This is a genomic window from Catalinimonas alkaloidigena (genome assembly GCF_900100765.1).
Lineage (GTDB): Bacteria > Bacteroidota > Bacteroidia > Cytophagales > Flexibacteraceae > Mooreia > Mooreia alkaloidigena.
This window is the reverse complement of record NZ_FNFO01000001.1, coordinates 707215-734137: the sequence shown is the minus strand read 5'-3', so window position 1 is coordinate 734137 and position 26923 is coordinate 707215. Positions and strand designations below refer to the sequence as shown.

General features: G+C 60.8%; 22 protein-coding genes. 14 read left to right on the top strand and 8 right to left on the bottom strand.

The features are described from left to right. The first annotated feature begins 31 nt into the window (after window positions 1–31). Together BLR44_RS02850 and BLR44_RS02845 are read left to right on the top strand one after the other, a co-directional pair. Window positions 32–3391: a tetratricopeptide repeat protein gene (locus BLR44_RS02850; RefSeq protein ID WP_089679135.1), complete on the top strand. Its 3360-nt coding sequence runs from the start codon at window positions 32–34 to the stop codon at window positions 3389–3391. Between the two features lie 39 nt (window positions 3392–3430). Continuing rightward, entirely contained in the window at window positions 3431–4306 is an 876-nt protein-coding gene (locus tag BLR44_RS02845) for an AraC family transcriptional regulator (protein WP_089678717.1), read from the top strand. Between the two features lie 71 nt (window positions 4307–4377). On the opposite strand, the gene BLR44_RS02840 is transcribed toward BLR44_RS02845, so the two are convergent. The 3 genes from BLR44_RS02840 to BLR44_RS02825 all read right to left on the bottom strand — a co-directional run bounded on the left by BLR44_RS02840 (window position 4378) and on the right by BLR44_RS02825 (window position 10544). Beyond that, the gene (locus BLR44_RS02840; protein ID WP_089678715.1) at window positions 4378–6387 is read right to left on the bottom strand and encodes a glucuronyl esterase domain-containing protein; all 2010 of its coding nucleotides are present in this window, start codon (window positions 6385–6387) and stop codon (window positions 4378–4380) included. 965 nt (window positions 6388–7352) lie between these two features. Continuing rightward, complete coding sequence (locus BLR44_RS02830; RefSeq protein ID WP_089678710.1) at window positions 7353–9065, bottom strand: arylsulfatase; 1713 nt, start codon at window positions 9063–9065, stop codon at window positions 7353–7355. A gap of 48 nt (window positions 9066–9113) precedes the next feature. Next, the gene (locus BLR44_RS02825; RefSeq protein ID WP_089678708.1) at window positions 9114–10544 is read right to left on the bottom strand and encodes a glycoside hydrolase family 125 protein; all 1431 of its coding nucleotides are present in this window, start codon (window positions 10542–10544) and stop codon (window positions 9114–9116) included. A gap of 365 nt (window positions 10545–10909) precedes the next feature. Here BLR44_RS02825 and BLR44_RS02820 point away from each other — a divergent pair, with 365 nt between their 5' ends. Further along, the gene (locus BLR44_RS02820) at window positions 10910–11995 is read left to right on the top strand and encodes a T9SS type A sorting domain-containing protein (protein ID WP_089678706.1); all 1086 of its coding nucleotides are present in this window, start codon (window positions 10910–10912) and stop codon (window positions 11993–11995) included. A 73-nt stretch (window positions 11996–12068) separates the two neighbouring features. On the opposite strand, the gene BLR44_RS02815 is transcribed toward BLR44_RS02820, so the two are convergent. Then, window positions 12069–12692 carry an EF-hand domain-containing protein gene (locus BLR44_RS02815; protein WP_143017078.1) on the bottom strand — a complete coding sequence of 208 codons (624 nt, stop codon included), beginning with the start codon at window positions 12690–12692 and terminating at the stop codon, window positions 12069–12071. Between the two features lie 271 nt (window positions 12693–12963). Between BLR44_RS02815 and BLR44_RS02810 the strand changes: the two genes are divergently transcribed. Further along, window positions 12964–13515 carry a TetR/AcrR family transcriptional regulator gene (locus BLR44_RS02810; RefSeq protein WP_089678701.1) on the top strand — a complete coding sequence of 184 codons (552 nt, stop codon included), beginning with the start codon at window positions 12964–12966 and terminating at the stop codon, window positions 13513–13515. Window positions 13516–13537: 22 nt separating this feature from the next. Further along, window positions 13538–14785, top strand: coding sequence for a beta-ketoacyl-ACP synthase II (gene fabF / locus BLR44_RS02805; protein ID WP_089678700.1), 1248 nt, complete (start codon window positions 13538–13540; stop codon window positions 14783–14785). Window positions 14786–14882: 97 nt separating this feature from the next. Here fabF and BLR44_RS02800 read toward each other — a convergent pair whose 3' ends face one another. The 4 genes from BLR44_RS02800 to BLR44_RS02785 form a co-directional block, all read right to left on the bottom strand. Then, window positions 14883–17111, bottom strand: a complete 2229-nt coding sequence (locus BLR44_RS02800) for a xanthine dehydrogenase family protein molybdopterin-binding subunit (RefSeq protein ID WP_089678698.1) — start codon at window positions 17109–17111, stop codon at window positions 14883–14885. Beyond that, on the bottom strand, window positions 17108–18097 hold the full coding sequence (locus BLR44_RS02795) for an FAD binding domain-containing protein (RefSeq protein WP_089678696.1): 990 nt from the start codon (window positions 18095–18097) through the stop codon (window positions 17108–17110). Before BLR44_RS02795 ends, BLR44_RS02800 begins: the two co-directional genes overlap by 4 nt. Then, window positions 18094–18630, bottom strand: a complete 537-nt coding sequence (locus BLR44_RS02790; protein WP_089678694.1) for a (2Fe-2S)-binding protein — start codon at window positions 18628–18630, stop codon at window positions 18094–18096. The genes BLR44_RS02795 and BLR44_RS02790 overlap by 4 nt, the downstream gene beginning before the upstream one ends. Before the next feature lie 232 nt (window positions 18631–18862). After that, the gene (locus BLR44_RS02785; protein WP_089678692.1) at window positions 18863–19810 is read right to left on the bottom strand and encodes a calcium/sodium antiporter; all 948 of its coding nucleotides are present in this window, start codon (window positions 19808–19810) and stop codon (window positions 18863–18865) included. Between the two features lie 134 nt (window positions 19811–19944). Here BLR44_RS02785 and BLR44_RS02780 point away from each other — a divergent pair, with 134 nt between their 5' ends. The 9 genes from BLR44_RS02780 (at window position 19945) to BLR44_RS02740 (ending at window position 26839) form a co-directional block, all read left to right on the top strand. Next, window positions 19945–20313 (top strand): hypothetical protein, encoded by a 369-nt coding sequence (locus tag BLR44_RS02780; protein WP_143017077.1) that lies wholly within the window; start codon window positions 19945–19947, stop codon window positions 20311–20313. 178 nt (window positions 20314–20491) lie between these two features. After that, entirely contained in the window at window positions 20492–20689 is a 198-nt protein-coding gene (locus BLR44_RS02775; protein ID WP_089678689.1) for a hypothetical protein, read from the top strand. Window positions 20690–20858: 169 nt separating this feature from the next. Continuing rightward, a complete protein-coding gene (locus tag BLR44_RS02770; protein ID WP_089678688.1) occupies window positions 20859–21500 on the top strand; it encodes a DedA family protein in 642 nt (213 codons plus the stop codon). A 7-nt stretch (window positions 21501–21507) separates the two neighbouring features. Further along, window positions 21508–21729, top strand: coding sequence for a hypothetical protein (locus BLR44_RS02765; RefSeq protein ID WP_089678685.1), 222 nt, complete (start codon window positions 21508–21510; stop codon window positions 21727–21729). Between the two features lie 24 nt (window positions 21730–21753). Next, entirely contained in the window at window positions 21754–21969 is a 216-nt protein-coding gene (locus BLR44_RS02760; protein WP_089678683.1) for a hypothetical protein, read from the top strand. Between the two features lie 51 nt (window positions 21970–22020). Continuing rightward, a complete protein-coding gene (locus tag BLR44_RS02755; RefSeq protein ID WP_245705951.1) occupies window positions 22021–23580 on the top strand; it encodes an amino acid permease in 1560 nt (519 codons plus the stop codon). A 6-nt stretch (window positions 23581–23586) separates the two neighbouring features. Continuing rightward, window positions 23587–24882 carry an MFS transporter gene (locus BLR44_RS02750; protein WP_089678679.1) on the top strand — a complete coding sequence of 432 codons (1296 nt, stop codon included), beginning with the start codon at window positions 23587–23589 and terminating at the stop codon, window positions 24880–24882. Between the two features lie 52 nt (window positions 24883–24934). After that, window positions 24935–25726, top strand: coding sequence for a TerC family protein (locus BLR44_RS02745; protein ID WP_089678677.1), 792 nt, complete (start codon window positions 24935–24937; stop codon window positions 25724–25726). Window positions 25727–26014: 288 nt separating this feature from the next. Next, complete coding sequence (locus tag BLR44_RS02740) at window positions 26015–26839, top strand: SDR family oxidoreductase (RefSeq protein WP_089678675.1); 825 nt, start codon at window positions 26015–26017, stop codon at window positions 26837–26839. The last annotated feature ends 84 nt before the right edge of the window (window positions 26840–26923 follow it).

Below are 26923 nucleotides of genomic sequence, written 5' to 3'. Positions count from 1 at the left end.
TTTTTCTATGCCTGACCTCATCCGATCTTCTATGAAAAACGATTCCTTGTCTGCCGTACACATCTGGGAAGAACCCGTCGTGATTCCGACCTATCCGGTGGGCGCGCCCGACCGCAATCCCATGTTCCTGGAAAAGCGCGTTTACCAGGGCAGTAGCGGCGTGGTGTATCCGCATCCGGTGATCGACAAGGTGGCCGACGCAAAAGAAGACCGGACCTATACGGCGCTGTTTCTGGAAAACCGTTACCTGAAGATCATGATCCTGCCCGAACTCGGCGGGCGGGTGCAGATGGCCTACGACAAGCTGCACGACTACCACTTTGTGTACTACAACCAGGTGATCAAGCCCGCGCTGGTCGGGCTGGCCGGGCCGTGGATTTCGGGGGGCATCGAGTTCAACTGGCCACAGCACCACCGCCCCAGTACGTTCAGCCCGGTAGACTACCGCCTGGAAGCGCACGCCGACGGCAGTGCGACGGTCTGGGTGAGCGAGGTCGAGATCATGTTCCACACAAAAGGCATGGCCGGGTTCACGCTCCATCCGGACCGGGCGTACCTGGAAATTACGGGCAAACTCTACAACCGCACCGCACTGCCGCAGACCTTTTTGTGGTGGGCCAACCCCGCCGTCCACGTCGACGAGCACTACCAGTCGGTGTTTCCGCCCGACGTCACGGCCGTGTACGACCACGGCAAACGCGACGTCTCCTCCTTCCCCATCGCGACGGGCACCTACTATAAGGTCGACTATGCGCCGGGAACCGACATCTCCCGCTACAAAAACATTCCGGTACCGACCTCCTACATGGCGGTCGATTCCAAGTTCGATTTCATGGGCGGTTACCACCACCAGAAACAGGTGGGACTGCTCTACGTGGCCGACCACCACGTTTCGCCGGGCAAGAAACAATGGACCTGGGGACACGGCGATTTCGGGCAGGCGTGGGATCGCCACCTCACCGACGAAGACGGGCCGTATTTCGAACTGATGACGGGGATGTATACCGACAACCAACCGGATTTTGGATGGATCATGCCGAACGAAGAGCGCGTCTTTACGCAGTACTTCATGCCGTACCAGGGCATCGGTTACGTGAAAAACGCCACCACCGAGGCCGCCGTCAACCTGGAAGTGGCCGACGGAAAAGCGACGGTGGGCGTCTACGTAATGGCGCCGCAACCTGCCCTGCGGGTCGTGCTGGAAGGCCCCGACGAGACGTACCTGGACGCCGCTGTGGCCCTCACGCCGGAGGCCGCGTACACACACACCGTCGCGCTACCTGCCGGAACCGACGCGACGCTGCTTACCCTCCGCGTCCTGGTCGACGAACGGGAGCTGGTCCGCTACACGCCGGTGCCACGTCCCGAAGGCGAGCCGCTGCCCGATCCGGCGAAGGCCATTCCGGCCCCGGAACAGGTGCCGACGAACGAAGAACTTTACCTCGCGGGCCTGCACCTGGAACAGTACCGCCACGCCACCTACTCGCCGGTGGCCTACTACGAAGAAGCGCTGCGGCGCGATCCGGGCGATACACGCAACAACCAGGCGCTGGGCGCGTGGTACCTGCGACGCGGGCAGTTCACGAAGGCCGAGGGCTATCTCCGCACGGCCCTGCGCCGCCAACAGAAACACAACCCCAACCCGTACGACGGTGAGGCGCTTTACCTGCTGGGGCTGACCCTCTCGTACCAGGAACGTTGGGACGAAGCCTTCGACGCCTTCTACAAAGCCTGCTGGAACGCCGCCTGGCAGGATACTGCCTACCTCCAGCTAGCCCGCATCGCCAGTCGCCGGGAGCGCTGGCACGAGGCCCTGACGCTGGTGGAACAGTCGCTGCACCGCAACGCGCACGGTTACGAAGCCCGCCACCTGAAAGCGGTGGTGCTGCGCAAACTGGGGCGAACCGACGCGGCCCTGGCGTACCTCCAAGAAACGTTGCAGGAAGACGGCTTTGAATTCGGATCGCGCTACGAACAGACGCTGCTGCAGACGGGCGCAGCCGCCGAAGAGGCGCAGACGCAGCTAACGCACCTGATGCGCGGAAATCCATCGACCTACCTCGCCGTCGCCCTCGATTACTACCAGGCGGGCCTGTACGCGGAAGGCATGGACCTGCTGGCCACGCTGGCCCCACATACCGATCAGCCGATGGTGTTCTATTTCCTTGCGTTCGGAGCGCAGCAACGGGAACAGCCGGAGGCGGCACGCCACTGGGCCGAACGGGGCTTTGCCTGCTCGCCCGACCGGGTGTTCCCCAACCGGCTGGAGGACATCGGCGTGTTGCAAACCGTGATGACGTTGCTTCCGCACGACTACAAAGCCCCCTACTACCTGGGGAACCTGTGGTACGACAAGCGGCAGTACGACGAGGCCATTGCCTGCTGGGAGGCGTCCGTGGCGCACTACGACCGCTTTGCCACCACGCACCGCAACCTGGGACTGGCGTACTTCAACAAGCGCCAGCAACCCGAGCGCGCCCTGGCGAGTTACGAGCGGGCGTTCGCCCTGCAACCGGACGATGCCCGGGTGTTCTTCGAACTGGATCAGCTGCGCAAGCGCCTCGGCTGGTCGGTCGAGCGGCGCTACGCGGCCATGCAAGCGCACCCGGCGCTGGTGCAGGAACGGGACGACCTCTACGTAGAACACGTGACCCTGGCCAACCTGCTGGGCAAGTGGGACGAAGGCGCCGACCTGCTGGCGAGCCGACGCTTCCACCCGTGGGAAGGCGGCGAAGGCAAAGTGTCGCGACAGTACGTGTACAACCAATTGGGCCGGGCGCGCCGGGCGCTGGACGCGCACCGCTACGCCGAGGCACAGGCCCTATTGCAAGCGGCACTGACGTATCCGCCCCACCTGGGCGAAGGCAAATTGTTCGGCGCGCAGGAAAACGACTTGTACTATGAACTGGGCAACGCACTCGAAGGACTCGGTGACGGGGCGCAGGCGCGCACCTGTTGGCAGCAGGCGGCCGTCGGGCTGTCGGAACCAACACAGGCAATTTTCTATAACGACCAGCAACCCGACCAGATCTTCTACCAGGGGTTAGCCCTGCGCAAGCTGGGGCAGGAAGAGACCGCCCGGCAGCGGTTCCAGCGGCTGATCGACTACGGCAACGCGCACCTGCACGACGTGGTGAAGATCGACTTCTTTGCCGTATCGTTGCCCGACCTGATGATTTTCGACGACGACCTGACCCAACGCAACCAGGCCCACTGCCACTATCTGATGGGACTCGGCTACCTGGGCTTGCAGGACAGCGACGCCGCCCGCCGACACCTGGAACGCGTGATGGCGCTCGACGCTGCCCACCAGGGCGCCTGGATGCACCGGGCAATGCTCGTCGATGTCGAAGCAGCTTCTGTCCCGCAGACGGAGCGGCGGAACGGATAAAGTTGCACAGGGTTGCCCGATGTTGTATTATCACCCTTGATGATTCAGAAACGGGAAGGTTTTGCCGGACAAAAGGCCATTGTGTTGCCCACCAAAATTGTAGACGCCTGCGCGTCGACGCCGCCCGCGCACACACTGCACCTGACCGACCTCGGCTACTATCCCCGGGCGCAGTACCACTTCCGCGAACGCCCCGTCGGCATCTCGCAAAACATCCTGATCTACTGCGTAGAAGGCAAAGGCTGGCTCAAGACGCCGGCCGGTTCCTACGCCGTGCATCCGAACCAGTACCTGATCATTCCGGCCGAGATGGCGCACGCGTACGGTGCCGACGAGCACCAGCCGTGGTCCATCTACTGGGCGCACTTCAAGGGAACGCAAGCCGGCCACTTCACCGCGCTGCTGCAACGCCAGCAGAAGGGTCTGGTTCACGACGTGCATTTTCTGGAGGAACGCGCCCACCTGTTCGACTCCATATACACGACCCTGGAAGCGGGCTACAGCCTCGACAACCTGATTTATGCGTCGGTGAGTTTTTCCTACTTTCTGATCACCCTCAGCCTGGAAGAAAAACTTACTACCACGCGCCCCGTCGAGAAAGACGCCGTCGACCGCTCCATCGAGTGGATGCAACAGCGGCTGGAACAGGCCCTCACGTTGCAGGAACTGGCCGCCATGGTGCACCTCTCGCCGTCGCACTACTCCAGCGTGTTCCGCAAAAAAACGGGCTACTCGCCCATCATGTACTTCAACCACCTCAAAATGCAGCGGGCTTGCCAGTACCTGCAATTCACCACGCTCCGCATCCACGAGGTGGCCGGGAAGCTGGGCATCCAGGACCCGTATTACTTTTCCCGCCTCTTTGCCAAGACCATGGGCCTCTCGCCGCAAGAGTACCGTCGGAAAAAACAGTAAATAAAAAAAGGGATCGCTTGTGGCAAACGATCCCGATCCCGCATCCGGGCATTGTTATAAGCGATGTCGGCTTATTCCGACTGAAACACCATTTTCCGGCAGGCCGCAAATGTGTCCGTTTTGATGGCGTACAGGTAAACGCCCGCAGCCAAATCTCGCGGCACAAACTCGACCGTGTGCGTTCCGGCGGGGAACTCCCTTCCGGCCAGTTCTTCGATTTCCTGCCCGTAGAGGGTGTATACTTTCAGCGAGACGTAAGTGCTGGTTTCCAGTTGAAACGCGATGGTGGTCTTGCCGCGGAACGGATTGGGATAGCTCTGGGCCAGCGCATAACCTTCCGATTCCAGCAGATCCAATACGCCCGTGGGGATGTCCACTTCACACAGGTTTGCGGCTTCGTCTCCCATTTCCATCGGCAGGTAGGGCCGCGCCGAAAAGCTAATTTTATCGAGCAGAGCGCCGTCTTCCCGGTAGGCAATGGTCAGGGTATGTTCACCTTCGGTCAGTTCGTAGCTGGTGATGTTTTTCCACTCCCAGCCATTGGTGTTCAACCCGTTATAGGACACAAACTCGCCGTCGTCCATCTTGATCCAGAACGAATCGTCGTTGCCGGTAGGGCAATTTACCCGCAGGGCCAGCGCGTAGGTGCCCGTGCTGTCTGCCGAAAATGTGATGGCGATGGCGTTCTCACTTCCCGCCGGTGCCACCGTTGTGCTGGTGCTGTCTGCCTTGGCAGAATCGACGGTTACGTACGCTCCGTTGGACGCCAGCGTATCGAAAAGGGTCAGCCAGTTCCCCCCTACGGTGCCGCATTCCACTTCGTAGGTTGCGGTCGCGACCACCGGCGGCGGGGGCAACGTAGGTTCGCCCGTACCCCACCACTGGTACCAGCGCTCGTAGTCGACGTAGTCGTACGGATGGACGGTTACGTCGGTATTGGCCGTCATGTCGCCCATCAAAAACTTATCGACAAATGCCTCTACCTCAGGCCGCTGCACTTCCGGCAACTGACAGTGGCCGTGCCCGCCGACAATGGAAAAACCAAACCGGTCGCCGACGCCGAAGGTTTTCCAGACTTCGTGGGCCGCCCGACTCGAGACGTACCCCGACTCGTCGGCCAGCCAGACAAAGTCAGGATTGCCCAGCACCAGCAGGGCGCGGGGCGCTACCATCGCCATCAGTTCGTGGTGATCGTGCGGCAGCTTCGGGACCGAATCGGCAAACTGGAACATGCTTTCCATGAACCAGACGTGGCTGGTGTTGCCCAGGGTTTCTACCGCACCCAGAGTTTCGGAGACGCGCCAGGCTGCCGCGCCGCCCCCACCCGATTCCTGGGCGATGGTCAGGGCAATGCGCTCGTCGAACGCTCCGGCAAACAAGGCCATTTTCCCTGCAAACGAGCACCCGGTAATGGCCAGGTGCTGCAAGTCCAGCGGCAGGTCGGCGGCGACCAGTTCCAGGCCGTCGATCAGCCGACTGACGCCCCACGACCACGCACTGTATGCACCCATATAGGTCAGGTCGGGATATAGGGCATTGATCGGCTCGTTGCCCCGGGTCTGTTGCCAAGCCATCACTTGCCCGAAATTGAAAGGAATCTGAACGATGTCGCGACTGGCGAAGATGTCGGACGGGAGACTCCCGGACCCCGCGCCAATGCCGATAACGGCCGGGAAAGGACCGTCGCCTTCGGGCAGAACGATGGCTGAGGTCAGCGTGAGCGTGTTGCCATTCACCGTGATGTTGACGCGGAGGGTATCGTCGGCATAAGTGGCCGTGAGGGTATCCGGACGGTCCGGCTTGGGCCCGATTTCGTACTGTTCGATCTCGGCTTTGATCTCGGCACGGCGGCAGCGCCAGTCTTCGAAGTTCGTAGAACGGCCGCTCCCATCCGACCACGCGAACGGGTCGGTCAGAGGTTCGATGCTGGGAAGTTCGCTGAACGCAGGCAAGGGCGGCGGCGGGCAGTCGGCGCTGGTGTTTTCTACGTCGTAGACGAGGGGTACCTCCTGTGCGAAGGCCGGCACGGTTACGAAGGCGCCCGCCAGAAGCCACGGGAGGCTCATTTTAAGGGTGGTCATGGTTTTTATGTTGGAAGTGAAATGTAGGGTGAACAGGGCGAACGTCGGTTCCCCATCGACGGGAAAGCCGCTGTTGCCCCGGTGGATACAGAGGGTCGGTTCGGTGCTCCTGAAACAGGTCACCGAAACAGTACAGCAAGTAAGGTTCGTGAGGACGCGGCGACTCCGGCTTCAGTCAAAAAGGGCTTCCGAGGAGACAGCGGCGGGCGCGCCCACCGGGCCGTCGGAAAAGAGGTGAAAAGCTCGTGAAGAGAAGTCGTGACACCTCATTTACCGCTGCATTCCACCAACCGCCGACCTCCTCAGAAGTGGCAGCGTGGGATGATGGGTGCTATGCGTACAAAAGTGCGGTTGCCCCAGCGCGGGCAAGGGTGGTACTGCGAGTAATGGTGGTGCCATGCGAGGAAGTTTTAGGAACGGTGTAAAAAGTTAACCCCGTCGACGTGCAGGAGGCCTTCGGGCTGCCCGGGCTTCGGCCTGAGGCAAATCCCGCCCCCGGTGTCGGGTGGTTGGGTGGATTTTTAACTGGCGTTGCCAGCGGTACGTTGCTTTCTGCGGGGTAAGGTAAAGCATTTACACAATCAACGCAACCGATTGCATTAACTTTTCAAGCTCGTCCCTTTTCAAACTTGATAGAATCGCAAACCAGACCGTCGTGATTTAGAAGAAGGCGGCACAGCATCTTCTCGGAAAAGTAATGCCCTACGTCACTGGTAGAGCATTTTGATAAAGCTGATTTATAGAAAGTTGCCTCGGTAAACTGTGGAGGCAATCACAAATGCAACCGGCGACTCTCTTGTGAGCATCGCCGCCCGTAAAGCAGGGAAATGTAGTGTAGCGGCTTGGCCAGAGTCCAGAATCCACAACTTGTTGGCAACAAACTGGTTACGACACTCATGCACGGCATCTTTTTTCGAGCACAGTGGCAATTGACTTATGCAATCGGTTCCAGCGACAACTACTCTCTAGGGACGTGCGCCGGGTTTGGGTAGTACGTCGTGCGTTTGTGCCCACTCCTGCCAGAGGCTGTCCAATGCCTGCACGACGTCAGGATGTTGCGCGGCCAGATTGCGGGTTTCGGCGCCGTCTTCGCTTATTCGATACAGTTCCCAGTCGCTTGTGGCGTCCAGCGCCACCTGCTTCCATGCGCCCCGGCGGACGTAGCGTCCCCCCATGTGTTCGTTGAACAGGACCGGATGCCCTTCGCGCGTTTCGCCCTTCAGGATGGGCACGAGGCTTACCCCTGCCATCGGCGTGATGTTGCGATTCCGGTACGTGGTGGGGTACTGCGTTTGTGCCAGCTCGACAAACGTCGCCATGAAATCCATCACGTGTCCCACCTGCGACGTGATGCTGCCTTTCCGCGCGGTGATGCCGTCGGGCCAGTGGGCGATCATCGGCGTGTGGACGCCTCCCTCGTACGATTCCATTTTCCAGTACCGGAAAGGGGTATTGGCGACGTTGGCCCAGCGCTCGCCGATGGAGGCAAACGTGGTTTGCGGCCCTGGCAGGGCATCCAGGCGTTTGTCGACCGGATAGGCAATCGGCTCCCCGTCGCGGGTTTGCCCCGGCCGGTCGAAACCGGGACCGTAACGCATGCAGTCTTCCGGGCTGGCCCCGTTGTCGCTCAGAAACAAGATCAGGGTGTTGTCCCATTCGCCGGTCTCTTTCAGGGTGGCGATCATTCGTCCCAGGCCCTGGTCCATCCGGTCGACCATGGCCGCGTGCACCGCCATGGCGCGGGCGTCCCACTCCCGGTCGGGATTTGCGTCCCACGTCAGTTCCTCCTTCCAGCGGGGCGACAACGGGTAGCGTGTCGAGTCGATCAGCCCCAGCTCCACCAGGCGCCGGTAGCGCGCCTCCCGGATGGCGTCCCAGCCCGCCGTGTAGGTATCCTCGTACCGGGCAATGTCTTCCGGCAAGGCCTGCAACGGCCAGTGCGGCGCGGTGTGGGCCACGTACAAAAAGAAAGGCCGGTCGTCCTGACTGAACTGCCGGATGTAAGCGGACGCGCTGTCGTTGATCGCGTCGGTGTGGTAATAGTCGTCGGGCACGTCGCGTACGGCCTCCGTACCGTTCACCAAACTAAACGGATCGAAGAAATCGACCACGCCCCAGAGGTTGCCGTAGTATTTCTCGAAGCCGCGGTTCACCGGATACTGCTCCAGCGGCGAAAATTCGGGGTGGAATTCCTGATGATTCAGCCACGCGAGTTGCGCTTCAGGATCGTCCTGCACGATGGTGTTGGCGACGTGCCACTTGCCGACCATGCCGGTGTGGTAGCCCGCCTCTTGCAGCACTTCTGCCAGCGTCACGGACGATTCGACCAGGTGCCCCCGGTAGCCTGGCTGGTTCGTCTCCGTCGTCATGTCGCCAATCCCCGCCTGGTGGTTGTACAGCCCCGTCAGCAGCGAGGCCCGCGTGGGACAGCAGCGCGACGTGTTGTAAAACTGCGTGAACCGCAGGCCGTTGGCAGCCAGTTGATCCAGGTTGGGGGTCTGCACTTCGCCGCCGTAACAGCCCAGGTCCGAATAGCCCAGGTCGTCGGCCATGATCAGCACAAGGTTCGGCCGACGGTCTGAGGTGGTTTCCCGGTTTTCAGAAGTGGAAGTGCCCGTGCCGCAACTGCCCAGAAGCCCCAGCAGGACCGGCGTTGCCAGAAAGAAGCGTGGTTTCATGCCGTGTAGTTTGGTTTCGCAGCGGACGTGTAGCCAACCCGGGGTCGGCTACAGCATTGCCAGGACGTCGCGGTGTTCGTGGTAGGTCTTCAGGACCAGTTCGCCGAACAGGGTGTTGGCCCAGGCAAACCACGAGCGCGTAAAATCGGCCGGTTTGTCTTTGTGGAATGCTTCGTGCATAAAGCCCGTCCCGGCGTGGGTTGCGAGCAGCATTTGCAGACACTCCTTGATTTCGGTGGGGTCCTGACTGGTCAGAGCCTTCATGGTAATCGACATCGGCCAGATCATGTCCATGCCCACGTGTGGCCCGCCAATGCCTTCGGCAGCTTTCCCCCGGAAGAAAAACGGATTGTCAGTACTCCAGACAAACCTGCGCGTGTTCTGGTAGACCGGGTCGTTTGCGTCGACGCATCCCAGGTACGGCAAGGCCAGCAGGCTCGGGATGTTGGCGTCGTCCATAAACAGTTGGTTGCCGAAACCGTCGACTTCGAACGGGTAGACGTTGCCGTACTGCAGGTGCTCGACCACCGCGTAGGCCTTCAAGGCTTGTTCGACTTCGTGGGCCAGCGCCTCACACTCGGTCGCCAGCGACGCATCCTGCAGGACCTGACGTGCCATCTCGGAGAGCTGCCGCAACGACACCACGGCGAAGTGGTTGGAGGGCACCAGGAACAGAAACGTGGTGGCATCGTCCGAAGGGCGAAACGCCGACGAAATCAGGCCCACCGGTTTGATCGGGTTGCCGTAGCCGCGGCCCGGCATGGTGTCGGTCTGGACGGGCGTGTTACGCTGGAACTTGTAGGGCCCGTTGCCATCTTTGCGTTGCTGCTGCCGGAACGTCTGCACGACCCGTTGCATGGCCTGTCGCCACGTCGGATCGAAGGCGGAAGTATCGCCCGTCTTTTTCCAGTAGTGATACGCCAGGCGAATGGGGTAACACAGCGAATCGATTTCCCATTTGCGCTCGTGCAGGCCCGGCTTCATGTCGGTCAGGTCGCTCTCCCATTCGCTACCGGTCGCCTCTTTGTTGAAGGCGTTGGCGTACGGGTCGATCAGAATGCAACGCGTCTGGCGGTTGATCACACCGACGATCAGGCGCTGCAACTTTTTATCCTCGGTAACCAGCGGCAGGTAAGGCCACACCTGCGCGGTACTGTCGCGCAACCACATGGCTTCGATGTCGCCCGTAATGACGAACGTATCGGGCTTGCCGTTTACCTCGGCGAACTGCACGGTGGTGTCGAGCGTGTTGGGAAAACAGTTTTCGAACAGCCAGCTCAGTTCCGGGTTCCGGATGGCCTTTTTCACGGCTTTGAGGGTGGCCTCTACGGCCGGGCTGGTAAAGTTCCGCGCGTTGACGGCGGGGCGGTTGGAAGTGAACGTGTCACCCCGAAAGTGGGGGAACGACAGACCAGCGGGCAGGACCGCGCTGCCGGCCAGTACCACGGAGTTGGATTTCAGGAAAGTTCTTCTGTTCATAAGGAAGCTGATTCTGCGGGCAAGCCCTCGGAGGGCTTACCGGCGGGGCGGCAACTTACAAAACCCACGCCATACGCAGCGGTCGGGGTTGTGTCGTCGCTGGCCGAGGCCGGTTCGTCGAGCCGGGCGTGCCCTGGTCCGCTTGTATACATTCTGGGCCATTCTTCCTCAGAAACATTGCCTTGGTCCGGCATCCCGCTGAATATTTGCCTTTGACAGAGGCGTACGCTGGCCGCGACGCCCTTTCCCTACTCCATCGCATTTGGTTGTTTAGTATCCGGCGGCACCCGACGTCCCGTTGGCGTTGCTGTACCCGAACGACAGTTGCTTTTCTTTCACATCCTATACCCTTTTCTAACTCCTCTATGAAGCACTCCTTACGTTTCCTCCTGAGCCTCGGCCTGATGGTGCTGCCTTCGCTGCTGGTGCGGGCGCAGTGTACCCTTGCGCCGACCATCACGCCCAACAACCTGATGCTGTGCCCCAATGCACAGGACACGATCTGGACGCAGGAATACGACGCGTACCAATGGTACCGTTACCTGAACTTCGGCGAAAACCCGCAGATCGATACGCTGGAAGGCGACACGCTGCAATACCTAGTGGTAGATCAGTACGAAGACGCCGGCTTCACCTTTCAGGTCGCCGTTACGCAGGACACCTGCACGGCGCTGTCGCCGGGCGTGATGGTCGACGGCTGGGCCTTTGCCGGACTGACGGTGGCGCTGTCGGGCAGCTTCGGCATCAACCCCGAAGACGGCCATGTGATTCTGTGCGATACGTCGGGCATGTTTCGGCGCGATACACTCACGATGGTGATCAACCTGCCCTACAAGTACAACATCCAGTGGTTCGAGAACGGCGAACCCATCGAAGGGGCGACCGACGACACGCTGGTGGTGAGCCGCTCGGGCAGCTACACCGTGCAGGGTTCTCCGGAGGAATGCCTCGATTTTTCGCTCTCCAGCCTGCCGATCGAAGTAGAGTTTCGCCAGCCGCCCCGCCCGCTGATTGCACGCCGTGGCGATACGCTGGAGATCACCAACGCCGATGAACTGATGCGCCTGCAATGGTACCTGGAAGGCGACACCCTTCCGGGGGCCACCGCCGCGACGTACGTACCAACCGAAGCGGGGATTTACACCGTCAGCGCCGACGACAATGCCTGTTACGGCATGTCACAGCCGTTTGCGTTCGACACCCCAACCGCCACGCCAGAGTACCTGAGCGCCCGCATTCGCCTTTACCCCAATCCGGCCCAGACCAACCTGACGCTCGAAACGCCAGTCCCGTTGCGCACGCAGCTTACCAACCTGACGGGGCAGGTCGTGCTGCAAACCGACGCTACCACGATCGACGTACAAGCACTCGCAACGGGCGTATATGTGGTGCGCCTTTTCGATAAAAACGGAGTGCCCATCAGGCAGGAAAAGCTGGTCATTGCCCGCTAAGCGGATGAAACTCCTCCTAAAAAAGAAAAAGCCCGGCGTTTTGCCGGGCTTTTTCCTTAAACACTAATGAGAATTAATTATCCGTCGAACTGAAATAAGGCGTCATGGAATCGAATTCCGACTGCTCCAGGTACTCGTTCTGGTTGCTGTTCCACATCTGGAACATACGGTTCGAATACGTACGGTTGCGGTCCGTTACCTCGGTATCATTCATAGGACTGTAGGTATTCAGGCCGGTCTGGTACTCGCTCTGGTCGACCATCCCGTCCTGATTCAGGTCCCAGTCGCGGAAGGTTCCGTAATCGCTGCCCTGTTGGTACAGTGTGCCGGTGCCAGTGCTCCACTCCGATTCGTTAATCGACTGGTTTCGGTCGGCATCCCAGAAGCCGTAGGCGGCATTGTTGTATTCTGCGTCGTCGATCATGCCGTCTTGGTTGGTATCCCAGGTGCGGTACATGTCGCTGGTCGTAAAGCCCTGGTAGAACTCATCGCTGTCGATGTTGCGGTCGCTGTTGGTGTCCCAACTGTTGTAATCCGGCGCATTCATCTCAGGCGTCTGCGACTGGCTCATCGTGGGCGTTTGCGGCGGCGTAACGGGCGAAGTGCTCTGCGCCACTACCGATCCGGTTGCCAGCAGAAGTCCTCCACCGACCAGGAAACAACCCAGCGCGCGTATGTGAAAGTGTTGTGTTTTCATGATGTTGCTAAAAAATGAGGTGAACAAAACGTGCGCAAAAAATGAGGCGGCCGGATAAAAAGTGGTTCCGTGCCGCTCCACGCGCACACTTAATTTTTACGAAAATCCATCACCAACAGTTAAGCTTATTTTAAAATAAATTCCTCATTTACAACCAAATACCTCTCCCAAGATCAATATCTCACGAGTATTAACTACCAGAGTAACATAATCAATTCGTAAGCGCGTCAGAGGCGTTGGATACTTACTTACTAACCAGTAAGTTTGCGATGTGGGAGACACACGAACCGAAATCCTGCGGCTGGGCGAAGCCCTGATTCGCACCAAAGGGTACCAGGGATTTAGTTACCGGGACATTGCCGCGCCGTTGCAGGTGCGGAACGCGGCGGTGCATTACCACTTCTCGACCAAAGCCGAGCTGGGCGTGGCGGTGTTGGTTCGGGCCCGCACGGCGCTGCAAGCGGCGACCGAAGCATGGGCGGCCCTGCCCTTCCGTGCGCAGTTGGAACACTTTATGAACACGTACGAGGAGAGCAAACGCCGGAACTGGGTGTGCCTGATGGGGGCGCTGTTGCCCGTCTACGACACGTTGCCGACCGCTTTGCAACACGAACTTACCCTGCTGCACCGGGACATGCTGGACTGGCTGACGGATCTGCTGCAACGCGGACACGAGGCCAGTGCCTTTCGCTTTTCGCTCCCCGCCCGAACGCAGGCGCACCTGACGGTCGCGTCGCTGCTGGCCTCGCTGTTGTTGCAGAAAAGCGCGACCGACGAGGACCCATTCGCTACCATTAAAGAAGGACTGATCCAATCGATTTAATTTTCATTTATTTCTTTTTTTCATGAACCACACTCGCGTAGTCGTCACGGGCCTGGGGGCGCTTACCCCCATCGGCAACACGGTCGACGCCTTCTGGCAGAGCGCCATCCGGGGCACCAGTGGCGCGGCCCGCATCACCCGCTTCGACCCCACCCTGTTCCGTACGCAGATCGCCTGCGAACTCAAAGACTTTACGCCCGAGAAGCACCTGGACCGTAACGAGATCAAGCGCAGCGACCCTTACACGCAGTACGCCCTCTACGCCGCCGCCGAAGCCCTGGCCGATTCGGGCCTTGAACTGAGCCAGATCGACCCGTTCGACATCGGCGTGATCTGGGGATGCGGACAAGGCGGCATGCAGTCGTTCGAAGACGAAGTAAAAGCCTATACGCAACAGAATTTTAACCCACGGTTCAGCCCCTTCTTTGTGCCGCGCCTGCTGGTCAACATGGCGTCGGGGATGATCTCCCTGAAATACGGCCTGATGGGCATCACGTATACCACAGTTTCGGCCTGCGCGACGTCGAATACGTCGATTATGGACGCCTACAACTACATCAAGTGGGGAAAGGGCAAAATCTTTGTGACCGGCGGCTCGGAAGCCCCGATTACGGAAGCGTCGATCGGCGGATTTGCCGCCATGAAGGCGATGTCGACGCGCAACGACGATCCGACGGCGGCCTCGCGCCCGTTCGATACGGACCGCGACGGGTTTGTGATGGGCGAAGGCGCGGGCGCGCTGATTCTGGAAGAGTACGAACACGCCAAAAAGCGAGGCGCGAAGATCTACGCCGAAGTGGTCGGCGCCTCGATGACCGCCGATGCGTACCACATGACGGCCACACACCCCGAAGGCCTGGGCGCGACCAAAGCCATGCACCTGGCGCTGGAAGAGGCTGGCCTGCGGCCCGATCAGGTCGATTACCTCAACATGCACGCCACCTCGACGCCGGTCGGTGACCTGAGCGAGATCAAGGCGGTGACCAACGTCTTCGGTGAGGCACCGGACCATCTGCTGATCAGCGCCACCAAATCGATGACGGGCCATTTGCTGGGCGCGGCCGGGGCCATCGAAGCGATTCTGTGCATCAAGGCGATTCAGGAGTCGGTGGTGCCGCCCACCATCAATACGCAGCAACTAGATCCGGCCATTCCGACGGGCGTGCAGATCCTCACCGGCGAGGCGCGCGAAATGCCCGTCAACGTGGCGATGAGCAACACGTTCGGTTTCGGAGGCCACAACGCGATTGCGGTATTTAAAAAAGTGTAAAAATCGTCGTCAGACCGCTGTTGCTTTCCTGACGCCTCAAAACAGAAAAAGCCGCTCGATCCAGGACCGAGCGGCTTTTTCTGTTTTGAGACTTTTGCTACAACACTTTGTCCAGCGTAATGGGCAGATCGCGTACGCGCTTGCCGGTCGCATGGAAAATGGCGTTGGCGATGGCCGCTGCCACCCCGACAATCCCGATTTCGCCAAGGCCTTTCGCCCCGAGCGGATTGACGATGTCGTCGTGCTCCTCCACGAAAATCACCTCGATTTCCGGCGTATCGGCGTTGACCGGAATGTGGTACTCGGCAAGGTTGTGGTTCATGAACCGCCCGTAGGTGTGGTCCATCACCGATTCTTCTTCCAGCGCCATCCCGATGCCCCACATCACCGCACCCAGAATCTGGTTCCGGGCGGTTTTAGGGTTCAGAATGCGCCCGCCGGCAATGGCGCTGACCACCCGCGTCACTTTGATCGTACCCAGGTCTTCGTCGACTTTCACTTCGGCAAACACCGCCGAATGCGCGTAGATCGAATACTTCTTCTGTTTCGAGTCGGGCTTGGCGTCTACCTCTTCTTCCAGGCTGTTGATGCCGCTTTGCCGCATGATTTCCGTAATGGAAAGCGCCTGGCTGGCATCCTGCGTCAGCCGCACCTGGCCCTCGGCAAAGGTGACGTCTTCGAACGAAGCGTCGGCAAACGGCGAATTTTCCAGCTTCTGCGCCTGCTTGAACAGCTTCTTCCGCAGGCCGTCGCAGACCAACTGCACCGCCGATCCCACGGACGAAACCGTCCAGGAACCGCCCTGCAAAGGCGCGTGCGGAAGCGACGAATCGCCCAGCTTGAACGTCACGTTTTCGAGCGGCAGCCCCATGCGGTCGGCGGCAATTTGCGACATCACCGTGTAAGTCCCGGTCCCGATGTCGGACGTTGCACTGCTGACGGTCAGTTTGCCGTCGAGCGAGAGCACCGCCTTCGCGCTGGCGGGTTGCTGCGCCGAATCCCACGAGCCGGTCGCCATGCCCCACCCGACCAAGTTGTGCTGGCGGTCGTGCATGGAGCGCGGCGCGGCCTGACGATGCGCCCAGCGGAATTTCTCGGCGCCCTGTTCGTAACAGGCGCGCAGTTCTTTGCTCGAAAACGGCAGGTCTTCGTTCAGATCCTTCTCCGCATAGTTTTTCAGGCGCAATTCCAGCGGGTCCAGGTTCAGCTCGTACGCCAGTTCGTCCATCGCACACTCGATGGCAAACATGCCGGTGACGCCGCCGGGCGCGCGCATGTCGAGCGGGGTATAAGCATCTACCTGCGCCAGTTGGTACCCGAACTGCGCATTTTCGCAGGGGTAAATCATACCCGACCAGTTGACCACAATTTCGGCGTAATCTTCGAAACGCGACGTCTCTCCGATGGCCTTGTGGCTCAGGGCTTTCAGCGTCCCTCCGGCATCGGCCCCCAGCGCAATGGGCTGAATGGTGGCCGGGCGATGGCCGAACGAAAACATCTGCTGACGGGTGAGCGTCACGCGTACCGACCGTTTCAGTTCCAGGGCAGCCATGGTCGCCATAAACAACTGGTACTGCGGCCGCAGCCCCGACCCAAACCCACCGCCTACGAACGGCGAGATGACCCGCGCCTCTTTCTTCGACAGGCCGAAGATCTGCTTGACGTAGCTCTGGCTGTTGGCAACCCCCTGGGTTTTGTCATAGATCGTCAGCGTACCGTCTTCTTCCCAGACCACCGTCGAGGCATGCATTTCCATGGGGTTGTGGTGCTCGCTGGTGTGCGTATACTCCACTTCGATGCGCTTGTCGGCTTCCTGAAACGCCTTCTCAAAATCGCCGCGGGCGTCGGGTGGCGGATCGTTCTTGTACTGCTTGGGGACGTAGGCCTTGGCACGTTGCACGCCCAGGTCGGTCACGTGGTCTTCGGTCTCGTACGTCACCTCTACCAACGTAGCGGCGTAGCGGGCCAGCTCGAACGTTTCGGCCACCACCAGCGCTACGGGCTGCTGGCTAAAGTGGACGTGATGGTCGAACAGAGGCCGGAACGGAGAACCGGGCGGCGAGTCTTCGTCCTGAAAACTGCGGTCGAACCACGGCTGCGGTGGCCGGTTTTTGTGCGTAAACACTTGCAAAACGCCCGGCAGGGCCAGGGCTTTGCTGGTATCAATGGTTTTGATTTTGCCCTTGGCGATGGTGCTCGACACGACGAAGCCGTAGGTCAGCCCCGGGGCGTTAAATTCGGCGGCGTATTTGGCCTGACCTGTGACTTTGGCGCGTCCGTCGACACGCGAAGTCGCTTTTCCGAGGTAGTGGGTGGATGTGCTCATGCGGTTTCCTCCTTTCCGGCGGCCTGACGGAGTGCCCGCACAATAGCCCGTTTTGCCAGTTCAATTTTAAAATCGTTATGTCCGAAGCCTTTTGCCCCTTGCAGGACCTTTTCGGCTACTTTTTTGAAGTGCTCGTCGGTGGCGGGCTGATCTTTCAGCAACGCTTCGGCTTCGGCATCGCGCCAGGGTTTGTGCGCCACGCCGCCGAGGGCCAGTCGTGCCTCGCGGATCGCCTCGCCTTCCATCGTCAGTCCCACGGCGACCGACACCAACGCAAACGCGTAAGACGCACGATCGCGGAGTTTGAGGTACGCGTGATGGTCGGCAAAGCCCTGGGGCGGCAGTTCGATGGCGGTGATCAGCTCGCCCGGCTCCAGGTTCGTGTCCCGCTCGGGCGTATCGCCGGGCAGGCGGTGGAACTCCGCAAACGGAATGGTGCGGTCGCCTTTTTTACCGGTGACGTGGACCGTAGCGCCCAGCGCAGCTAGGGCCACGCACATGTCGGACGGATGCGTCGCGATGCAGTGTTCGCTGGTGCCCAGAATGGCGTGGATGCGGTTGAATCCGTTGATGGCGGCACAGCCCGAACCGGGCTCGCGTTTGTTGCAGGGCGTGGCCGTATCGTAAAAATAGTAGCAGCGCGTGCGTTGCAAGAGGTTGCCGCCGTCGGTAGCCATGTTGCGCAATTGCGCCGAAGCGCCCGCCAGAATCGCTTTGGACAGTAACGGGTAGCGCGTCCGCACCTCCGGATGGTAGGCCGTATCGGCGTTGGTCGTCAGCGCACCGAGGCGCAGGCCACCCGCGTCGGTCGGGTCGATGGTGCGAAGTGGGAGCTGGTTCAGGTCGACCAGGTGCGTCGGACGTTCTACGTCTTCTTTCATCAGGTCGAGCAGGTTGGTGCCCCCCGCAATGAATTTGGTCTGCCCGTTGCCGGTTTCTACGGCCGTGGCGACGTCTTCGGCTCGGGTGTAGGTGAAGGTTCTCATGCCTCCCCTCCTTCCTTCAGTTCCGGCATCACCTCTTCGATGGCCGCCAGAATGTTGGTATACGCGCCGCAACGGCAGAGATTGCCGCTCATCAGGTCGCGCACGTCGTCGCGCGTTTTGGCTTCGCCTTCGTTCATCATCCCGACGACCGAACAGATCTGCCCCGGCGTGCAATAACCGCACTGGAACGCGTCATGCTCGATAAAAGCCTGTTGCACGGGGTGCAGCGCATCGCCTTTCGCCAGGCCTTCGATCGTGGTGATTTCTGCGCCTTCGCGCATCACGGCCAGCGTCAGGCACGAGTTGATGCGTTTGCCATCGACCAGCACGGTGCAGGCACCGCATTGCCCGTGGTCGCAGCCTTTTTTAGTCCCGGTCAGGCCCAGGTATTCGCGCAGTGCATCGAGCAGCGTGGCCCAGGGGGCCAGCTCGAGCTGCTTCTCGGTACCGTTCACCCGGAGGGTCACGGTACGGGTGGAGGGGAGCGAAGCGTGATGGTGTTCGACGGCTTCGTCTTCTAATTTTTGACTCATGGATCAGCAAAAAGTAAGGTTAGGTGATTGGATCTGGCATTTCACCAGCTTCTTTGCGGGGAGGATGTCCCTCTCCGGTGGAGCGTGAAGACCGGGTCTTCTGGGGTCAGTAGCGTCTCTGCCGACCTGTGGTAACGGGTTCCGGAAGCTGAAAAAGAAACAATATGCCTTGCTTTACGCCTTTTGCCGACGAAAAGTTGGTGACTTCCAAAAAGTAGCGTGCCGGAGGGCGTTACACCAGATGGAGCAGGAGGTAAGCCAGGTAACCGCCGTAGAGCAGCAGCAGAACAAGACCCGCCCCGCGGCTGATGCGTCCCCAGGCCCCCATGCCCAACAGCAGCAGGCCCGACAGGAAAATCACGCCCAGGTCGACGTTACTGCCCGACTGGAAAGGAAGCGGATGGAGCGAAGCGCCCACGCCCAGGATAAAGAAGATGTTGAAGAGGTTGGACCCGACCACGTTGCCGACGGCCAGATCGGCGTAGCCGCGCCGCGCCGCCACGGCCGAGGTAGCCAGTTCGGGCAGCGACGTGCCAGCCGCCACCACGGTCAGGCCGATTACGGTTTCGCTGATGCCCATGAGGGTCGCCAGCTCCACCGCGCCGTCGACGATCCAGCGCCCGCCCAGCACCAGCCCGACCAGCCCCAGCCCGATGCGCAGGCCGGCCAGCCAGAGGTTGGGCATCGCCAGTTCGGTTTCGGCCGGCGCTTCCTGAGCGGACTGGTTGGCAGTGTAGGCCATGAAAATCAGGAAAAAGAGCAGCAGCACCAGCCCGTCGCCCCGCGTCAGGCCATCGTGGGCCGCGCCTCCCAGCAACTTATCGTTCGAGAGTGCCGCCACGGCCGCCACGGCCAGCAGGCTAAACGGAATCTCGATCAGGCGCGTGCTGCGCAACAGGTGCAGCGGTTGCAACAGCGCCGCAATGCCCAGAATGATCAGGGTGTTGAAAATGTTGCTCCCCAGCACATTACCGATGGCCAGGCCCGTATCGCCACGCGAAGCCGCCACGACGCTTACCACCAACTCGGGCAGCGAGGTACCGAACGCCACGATGGTGAGGCCGATGACCAGCTCGGAAAGCATCAGGCGGCGCGCGACGGCCGACGCCCCTTCTACCAGGGCATTGGCTCCGCCGATCAGCAGTACGAAGCCCAAAACAAAAAGCACGTATGTCCACATGAGCCGAAAGTTCTGCACAAAAACGCGACTTTCTTTGCACGGCCGACCACATTTTTTTGCGCAAAAAATATTTCGCCATACGCTTGAATCACACGGATTTTTTTACGTACATTGCTTCAGAAAATCAGGAGAGTATGCGTTCTACTGTACGCACCGGTTGGGTTTGGGGAGTGATGGGATTGTTGTTGATCCTGGCCTCGCTGTGTACCTACCGCCTCTCCTTCGCCACTACCCCTTCCCCCACTTCCGACGTCGCGTACCAAGACGAGGCTCAAGTCCAGATTGCCTCGCGTGCGGCCGTGGTCGGCACGCTGCCCGATGTGCCGGTGGTCTCGCAAGAGCAAGCCCCCGAAGTGGAGGTTCGCAAAGCCTTCTTCCGTCTCTTTTCATTCTACTGCCTGGCCTTCCGTCCCGTACAGGCCGAAATTCCTTTTTGCCGCGCGTTGCTGCTGCGCCCCGTCGCCACACCGCTGCTGGAACTTACCTTCACGAACGCCCCGTAGCCTGACGGGAGCGGTCTATCCTTTTCCCTTGTTTGCGCCCGGGATTGCCCCTGTGTCAGGAGCCTGGATCGCCGTTTCCTGCTGAGTAGAGGTTCGCCTCTGCTGCGCAACGTAGTTTCCCTTTTTTTTTCGTTGCACCATGAAAACGTGGCATTCTTCTGTCAAGGAGTCATCGAAAATGACGCCTCATAACACTTTACCCGCTCGTCTTTTATTCGGCTGGATCATCGCCATTTACCTTTCGATCGGCCTGCTGGTTCTGGCAGCGCAGCCTTTCTTCCGAATGCCGATGCTCGAGCGCGATACCATTGGTTTGCTGATTCTGGGATTTGCCGCCTGGCGGGTCGCCTGGATGATGCGCCACCGCTGGCAATGAGGCCGTAAGGTCCCTTTTACGTGGGTGAGCACGGAGGATTAGCCTTCGCCTGCCCGCGTAGTTCGGGGCGTAAGCGGCGCTGCCGCCCCCGGCCCTTTTTCTAACCTCTACACCACCTGAGTGCCCCCGCGATGCACCATTGCGGGGGTTCTGTTCACGCCCTTGTCCCATGCTGTTTCAGGATCTGTTGACTTTGTTACGCGAGGTGCTTGCACCGGCGGCCCTGATCGAATTCGGGGGCCTCACGCTGCTGATGCTGATTGTGTTTGCCGAAACGGGCCTACTGGCCGGCTTTTTCCTGCCGGGCGATTCGCTGCTGTTTACGGCGGGCCTGCTGTGCGGTTCTCCGTTCCTAACGACCACCCTGCCTGAACTCCTACTCTGCCTGAATGCCGCGGCGATTGCCGGTTACGCCTGCGGCTACTGGGTAGGCTATAAGGCGGGGCCGTCGTTACGGAAGCGGTCAGCGAGCCGCTGGTTCCGCCCCAAGCACCTGGACGCTACGCTTCAGTTTTACGAAAAGCGTCGCCACTGGGCGCTGGTTGCGGGGCGTTTCCTGCCGGTGATCCGGACGGGGGTGCCGGTGCTGGCGGGCATGGTTCGCTTGCCCCTGGGGCAGTTTTTCCTGCTCAACGTGGCCGGCGCGCTCCTCTGGACGGGCTCGCTGGTGTCGGTCGGTTATTTTCTGGGGCGGGCCTTTCCCGCCGTGGGGCAGTACCTGGAGTGGATCGTGATCGGCCTGATCGTGGTCACCACCCTTCCGGTCTGGCTCCGCCTTGCCAAACCTTCTTTTGTTAAACCCATTTCCTAACCTTCGTATGAACTCTGTTCCTTCCCGGCGCAATCCGCGTCGCCTGTTGTACCTGATGCTGATCGTGCTATCGCTGATGCTGACCCTCTTTCTGTTTGTAGCCAGCATTCCGCTGCTGGGCATGGACCACGGGCAGCGCATCATCGTCGGTGTGGTCTTCATGTTTATGGCCCTGGTATTTTTTATCCGGTACCAGCATACGCCCACTACGGACGAAGAATCACACTAACCGGGGGCGTCTGCCCTATATACGATGACTCCGACTTCTTTCCGCCGCCACACGCAACGCCTGCGGTATCTGCTGATGGCCCTGGTGCTGCTGGTGCTGACCATTCTGCTGCTGGTGGTCAACAGCCCGTCGCTGGGCATGGATCGCTGGCAGCAGCTGAACGCAGGCGTGTTTTCGCTGGCGTTGTCGCTTTTCTTCCTGGGCTGTTCTCAGCAAAGCTTCGGCAAGAAACGCCCCTGATTTGACTTTCATGGCACTTTAAACCCTTTTGATCGTCTACTTGCTTGCTCGATGATGCACACATCTGAACGCTGGATGGCCCGTAAACCCGTGGCCCACTTTGAAGCCGATCAGCAACGCGGAGGCCTGCGCCGTATCCTGGGCAAATGGTCGCTGACGTCGCTCGGCATTGGTCATATTATCGGGGCGGGCATCTTCGTGATGACCGGCCTCGCGGCGCGCGAATACGCCGGGCCTGCCCTGGCCCTGTCGTTCGTCGTCGCGGGGCTGGGGTGTGCAGCCGCCGGGCTCTGTTATGCCGAGATGGCTTCGCTGCTGCCCGTCGAGGGCTCGGCCTATGCGTACGCCTACGCCACGGTCGGCGAGTTATTTGCCTGGATCATCGGGTGGGACCTGCTGCTGGAATACGCCATGGGCGCTTCTACGGTGGCGGTGGGGTGGTCGGGGTACCTCGCCAAACTGCTGGCCCTGTTCCACGTCCACTTGCCCCTCTGGCTCATGCACGACCCGCACACGGCGCAGGCGCTGCTGACGCAGGCCACAGGCCAGGGCACGCTGGACCAACTGGCACAACGTTATTCGGACCTGACCCTGCCTTCGGTAGCGGGTCTTCGGCTGGCGTTCAATCTACCGGCGTTTCTGATCATCGGGGTGATTACGGCGGTCCTGGTGCGCGGCATCCGCGAGGCGGCCGGCACCAACCTGGTGATGGTGGTGGTGAAGCTGGCGGTGGTGCTGTTTGTGATCATCGCGGGTGCCAAGTTTGTCGACCCGGCCAACTGGTCGCCCTTCATTCCGACGCCCCATTCCAACGACCACGGCGAAGAGGCCTTCGGCTGGGGCGGCATTGTGGCGGGAGCGGCCTACGTATTTTTTGCCTACATCGGGTTCGATGCCGTTTCCACGCAGGCCGGCGAAGCGCGCCGTCCCCGACAGGACGTCCCCTTCGGCATTCTGGCGTCGCTCTGCATCTGCACGGTGCTCTACATCGGCGTGTCGCTGGTGCTGACCGGCATGGTGCCTTACACCGAACTGGACATTACGGCTCCCATCGCCGACGCCTTTGCCCGGCGGGGACTGGCCTGGGCGGTCTGGATCATTTCGATTGCGGCCGTGGCGGGCCTGACGTCCGTCCTGCTGGTGACGCTGCTGGCGCAGTCGCGGGTGCTGTACGCAATGGCAAAAGACGGGTTGATGCCCCAACGCATTTTCGGCGTGCTGCATCCCCGGTTCATCACACCCTACCGGGGCACGCTCCTGACGGGTCTGCTGACGGCCATCGTGGCGGCACTCACGCCGATCGAGTTGATCGCCAAGCTGGTCAACATCGGCACGTTGCTGGCGTTCGTGATGGTGTGCGTGGCAGTCTGGCGGATGCGCCTGAAGGAACCTCACCTCCACCGGCCGTTCCGGGTGCGCGCGCTGCCGGTGGTCGCTACGCTGGGCATCGTTTTCAACCTGGGCATGATGCTGAGCCTGGCGTGGGAAAACTGGGCCCGGCTGGCCGCCTGGCTGCTGCTCGGGTTGGTGGTGTACTTCTTCTACGGCCGACACCGCAGTGTTCTGCAAAAGTCCACGGCGCCGCCCCCGCCCCTCACCACGGTTTCGTAAGCGACGATGCAACCCCTCCTGACCTCTACGGACGTACGCATTCCGGTCGGACGCTACCGCTGGCGCATCTGTGCACTGCTGTTCTTCGCCACGACCATCAACTACCTCGACCGGCAGGTGCTCGGGCTGCTGGCCCCGCAGTTGCAGGAAGCGCTAGGCTGGTCGGAACTGGACTACGGACGCATCGTGACAGCCTTTCAGGCGGCCTACGCGCTGGGCTTTCTGGGGATGGGCACCCTGATGGACCGGCTGGGCACGCGCCTGGGCTACGCGGTGGCGGTGGGCATCTGGAGCCTGGCGGCGATGGCGCACGCGCTGGCCCGTAACGCGCTGGGCTTCAGCTTCGCGCGGTTTGCGTTGGGACTGGGCGAAGCGGGCAATTTTCCGGCCGCGCTGAAGACGGTGGCCGAGTGGTTTCCGAAGCGGGAGCGCGCGCTGGCGGTGGGGATTTTCAACGCCGGGGCCAACGTGGGGGCCATCGTCGCGCCGCTCACCGTGCCCTACATCGCCCTGACGTGGGGCTGGCCGTGGGCGTTTCTGCTGACAGGTGCGCTGGGTCTGCTGTGGCTGGGCTTCTGGTGGCAGAGCTACCGTCCGCCGGCCGATCACCCGCGCCTGACCTCCCCCGAGCTGGCTTACATCCGTCAGGACCCGCCCGACCCGGCCGTGCGCGTTTCGTGGCGGCAGCTGGCGGGCGAACGCCGGGCCTGGGCCTTTGCGCTGGCGAAGTTCCTGACCGATCCGGTCTGGTGGTTTTACCTCTACTGGCTTCCCAAATTTCTGTTCGAAACCCACGGCCTCACGCTCGACCAGATCGGCTGGCCGCTGGTGGTGATCTATGTGGTCTCTGACCTGGGCAGCATCGCGGGCGGCTGGTTTTCGTCGTTTCTGCTGCACCGGGGCTGGTCGGTCAACGCCGCCCGCAAGCTGACGCTGCTGCTGTGTGCCCTGGCGGTGTTGCCCATCGGGCTGGTGGCGCGCACCGACGATCTCTGGACGGCCGTGGCCCTGATCTCCTTGGCGACGGCGGCCCATCAGGCCTGGTCGGCGAACCTGTTCACGCTCACGACCGATTTGTTCCCGCGCCCGGCGGTCGGCTCGGTTGTGGGGATGGGCGGCATGGCGGGGGCCATCGGGGGCATGGGCGTGGCGACGGCAGCCGGGTGGATTCTGGAAACGACGGGCAGTTACTTCTGGCTGTTCGGGGCGGCCTCGCTGGCTTACCTGATCGGGCTGGCGCTGATCCAACTTTGTGTGCCGACCGTGCCCCCGCAGCCGCGCCCACTCCCCTTCAACCCTTGAACTGCCTCACGGCGCAGCGACACGCTCTTTTTCACCTTCTCCCCTTTGTGCCATGAGCCACCTCTTCACCACAGACGCCCTGCTTAGCCTGCTGACCCTGACGCTGCTGGAGATCGTGCTGGGCATCGACAACATCATCTTCATCTCGATTCTGGCCGGAAAACTACAGCGGTCGCAACAGAAACGCGCCCGGACGCTGGGTCTGCTCGGTGCCATGTTCAGCCGCATCGCCCTGCTGCTCAGCATTGCGTGGCTTACGCGGCTGCGGACCGACTTATTCACCCTGTTCGGGCACGGCTTCAGCGGGCGCGACCTGATTCTGCTGGCGGGTGGCCTGTTTCTGATCGCCAAGAGCGTCTCCGAAATCCACGGCAAGCTGGAAGGCGCTGACGAAAGCTATGACGTCACGCGCAAGGTGCGAAGCCTGGGCATGGCCATCGTGCAAATCATGCTGATCGACCTCGTCTTTTCATTCGACTCCATTCTGACGGCGGTCGGACTGGCGCAGCACGTCGAAATCATGATCGCGGCCATTGTCCTGTCGATCGGCATCATGATCGGGTGCGCGGGCGCAGTCAGCGCGTTTGTCGACCGCCACCCCACCGTGAAGATGCTGGCGCTTTCGTTCCTGATCATGATCGGCTTTCTGCTGACGCTGGAAGCCTTCGCCGTAGAAGTAGAGAAGAGTTACGTCTACGTGGCGATGGCCTTTGCGCTGGGCGTAGAGCTGCTCAACATGCGCCTGCGAAAAAAATCGGCCGACCACGTGGCCCTGCACGAGACACCCCACCTCCCCGACTCCCGCCACACCTTCCGTGAAGAAGAGGTTCCGCTGGATCGGTAGTTCAACGACTTCGCTGCATCCCTCCCCGCAGAGAGGCCGCCTGCCGGGCGTTTCACGCTAGTAGCCCAGCGCGGTGGCAACGGCCGACCGTTCGGGCCGGTCCCTCCACTGCAACGCCTTCTCTCCTCCCCGCCTTCGACGAGATTCCCCCGGAAAAGCGCCACCGCTTCCCCCGATTTGCCGTGTCCGCCCCCGCGCCTCGAAGTGAGTATGTCCAAATGCACGGAATACTCTCTAACTTAGCCGCATCAATCACATGCTTGTTTCATTCGACCTAATCCTTTTTGTATGCCCTACACCAATCTGTTCAGTCTCCAGGAAAAAGTAATCATCGTAACCGGAGGAACCGGTGTATTAGGCGAGGCCTTCATCCGAGGCATCCATGAAGCGGGCGGCAGCGTGGTGATTCTCGGAAGGAACCAGGAAGAAGGCGAAGCGCGGGCGGAAGAACTCCGCGCGGCGGGTGGCCAGGCCATTTTTGCCAAAGCCGACGTGCTGAACGAGGCCGACCTGATCGCAGCGCGCGACCTGACGCTCCAGACCTACGGCCGCATCGACGGACTGGTGAACGGCGCGGGCGGCAACTTGGCTGGGGCGGTCATCCAACCCGACCAGAACTTGTTCGACATGGACCTGCCCGCCCTCCGGCAGGCGTTTGAACTCAACCTGTTCGGCACGCTGCAACCCACGCTGATTTTCGGGAAATGGATCGCCGAGAGCGAACGGGGCGGCAGCATCGTCAACATCTCGTCGATGGCGGCGCAGTCGGCCATTACGCGGGTGCTGGGCTACTCGATGGCGAAAGGCTCGGTCGACAATTTCACACGCTGGATGTCGGTGGAACTGGCGCAACGCTACGGCGACAAAGTTCGCATGAACGCCATTGCACCCGGCTTTTTCATCACCCACCAGAACCGCGACCTCCTCACCAACCAGGACGGCTCCTACACGACACGCGGCGCGGCGGTGATCCGCAACACGCCCTACCAACGGTTCGGCAAACCGGACGAACTGATCGGCGCGCTCGTCTGGCTCCTCAGCGATGCGTCCGCCTTCGTCAGCGGCGAAATCGTCAGCGTCGACGGCGGCTTCAGCGTCTTTTCGGGCGTGTAGCAGTGGATGAAGTAACTGTTGTAAGGCAGCTAAACTCTGTTTACACTTTGTAGCTAAAGATGACAGTAAAGAATTCAGTATTGA

Excerpts from the sequence above, each read along its gene's own strand:
- BLR44_RS02830 (WP_089678710.1), bottom strand. The coding sequence starts at position 9,065 with ATGAAACCACGCTTCTTTCTGGCAACGCCGGTCCTGCTGGGGCTTCTG.
- fabF (WP_089678700.1), top strand. The coding sequence starts at position 13,538 with ATGAACCACACTCGCGTAGTCGTCACGGGCCTGGGGGCGCTTACCCCC.
- BLR44_RS02790 (WP_089678694.1), bottom strand. The coding sequence starts at position 18,630 with ATGAGTCAAAAATTAGAAGACGAAGCCGTCGAACACCATCACGCTTCG.
- BLR44_RS02795 (WP_089678696.1), bottom strand. The coding sequence starts at position 18,097 with ATGAGAACCTTCACCTACACCCGAGCCGAAGACGTCGCCACGGCCGTA.
- BLR44_RS02750 (WP_089678679.1), top strand. The coding sequence starts at position 23,587 with ATGCAACCCCTCCTGACCTCTACGGACGTACGCATTCCGGTCGGACGC.
- BLR44_RS02745 (WP_089678677.1), top strand. The coding sequence starts at position 24,935 with ATGAGCCACCTCTTCACCACAGACGCCCTGCTTAGCCTGCTGACCCTG.
- BLR44_RS02755 (WP_245705951.1), top strand. The coding sequence starts at position 22,021 with ATGATGCACACATCTGAACGCTGGATGGCCCGTAAACCCGTGGCCCAC.
- BLR44_RS02820 (WP_089678706.1), top strand. The coding sequence starts at position 10,910 with ATGAAGCACTCCTTACGTTTCCTCCTGAGCCTCGGCCTGATGGTGCTG.
- BLR44_RS02780 (WP_143017077.1), top strand. The coding sequence starts at position 19,945 with ATGCGTTCTACTGTACGCACCGGTTGGGTTTGGGGAGTGATGGGATTG.
- BLR44_RS02740 (WP_089678675.1), top strand. The coding sequence starts at position 26,015 with ATGCCCTACACCAATCTGTTCAGTCTCCAGGAAAAAGTAATCATCGTA.
- BLR44_RS02785 (WP_089678692.1), bottom strand. The coding sequence starts at position 19,810 with ATGTGGACATACGTGCTTTTTGTTTTGGGCTTCGTACTGCTGATCGGC.
- BLR44_RS02840 (WP_089678715.1), bottom strand. The coding sequence starts at position 6,387 with ATGACCACCCTTAAAATGAGCCTCCCGTGGCTTCTGGCGGGCGCCTTC.
- BLR44_RS02815 (WP_143017078.1), bottom strand. The coding sequence starts at position 12,692 with ATGAAAACACAACACTTTCACATACGCGCGCTGGGTTGTTTCCTGGTC.
- BLR44_RS02765 (WP_089678685.1), top strand. The coding sequence starts at position 21,508 with ATGAACTCTGTTCCTTCCCGGCGCAATCCGCGTCGCCTGTTGTACCTG.
- BLR44_RS02825 (WP_089678708.1), bottom strand. The coding sequence starts at position 10,544 with ATGAACAGAAGAACTTTCCTGAAATCCAACTCCGTGGTACTGGCCGGC.
- BLR44_RS02775 (WP_089678689.1), top strand. The coding sequence starts at position 20,492 with ATGACGCCTCATAACACTTTACCCGCTCGTCTTTTATTCGGCTGGATC.
- BLR44_RS02770 (WP_089678688.1), top strand. The coding sequence starts at position 20,859 with ATGCTGTTTCAGGATCTGTTGACTTTGTTACGCGAGGTGCTTGCACCG.
- BLR44_RS02850 (WP_089679135.1), top strand. The coding sequence starts at position 32 with ATGAAAAACGATTCCTTGTCTGCCGTACACATCTGGGAAGAACCCGTC.
- BLR44_RS02845 (WP_089678717.1), top strand. The coding sequence starts at position 3,431 with ATGATTCAGAAACGGGAAGGTTTTGCCGGACAAAAGGCCATTGTGTTG.
- BLR44_RS02760 (WP_089678683.1), top strand. The coding sequence starts at position 21,754 with ATGACTCCGACTTCTTTCCGCCGCCACACGCAACGCCTGCGGTATCTG.
- BLR44_RS02800 (WP_089678698.1), bottom strand. The coding sequence starts at position 17,111 with ATGAGCACATCCACCCACTACCTCGGAAAAGCGACTTCGCGTGTCGAC.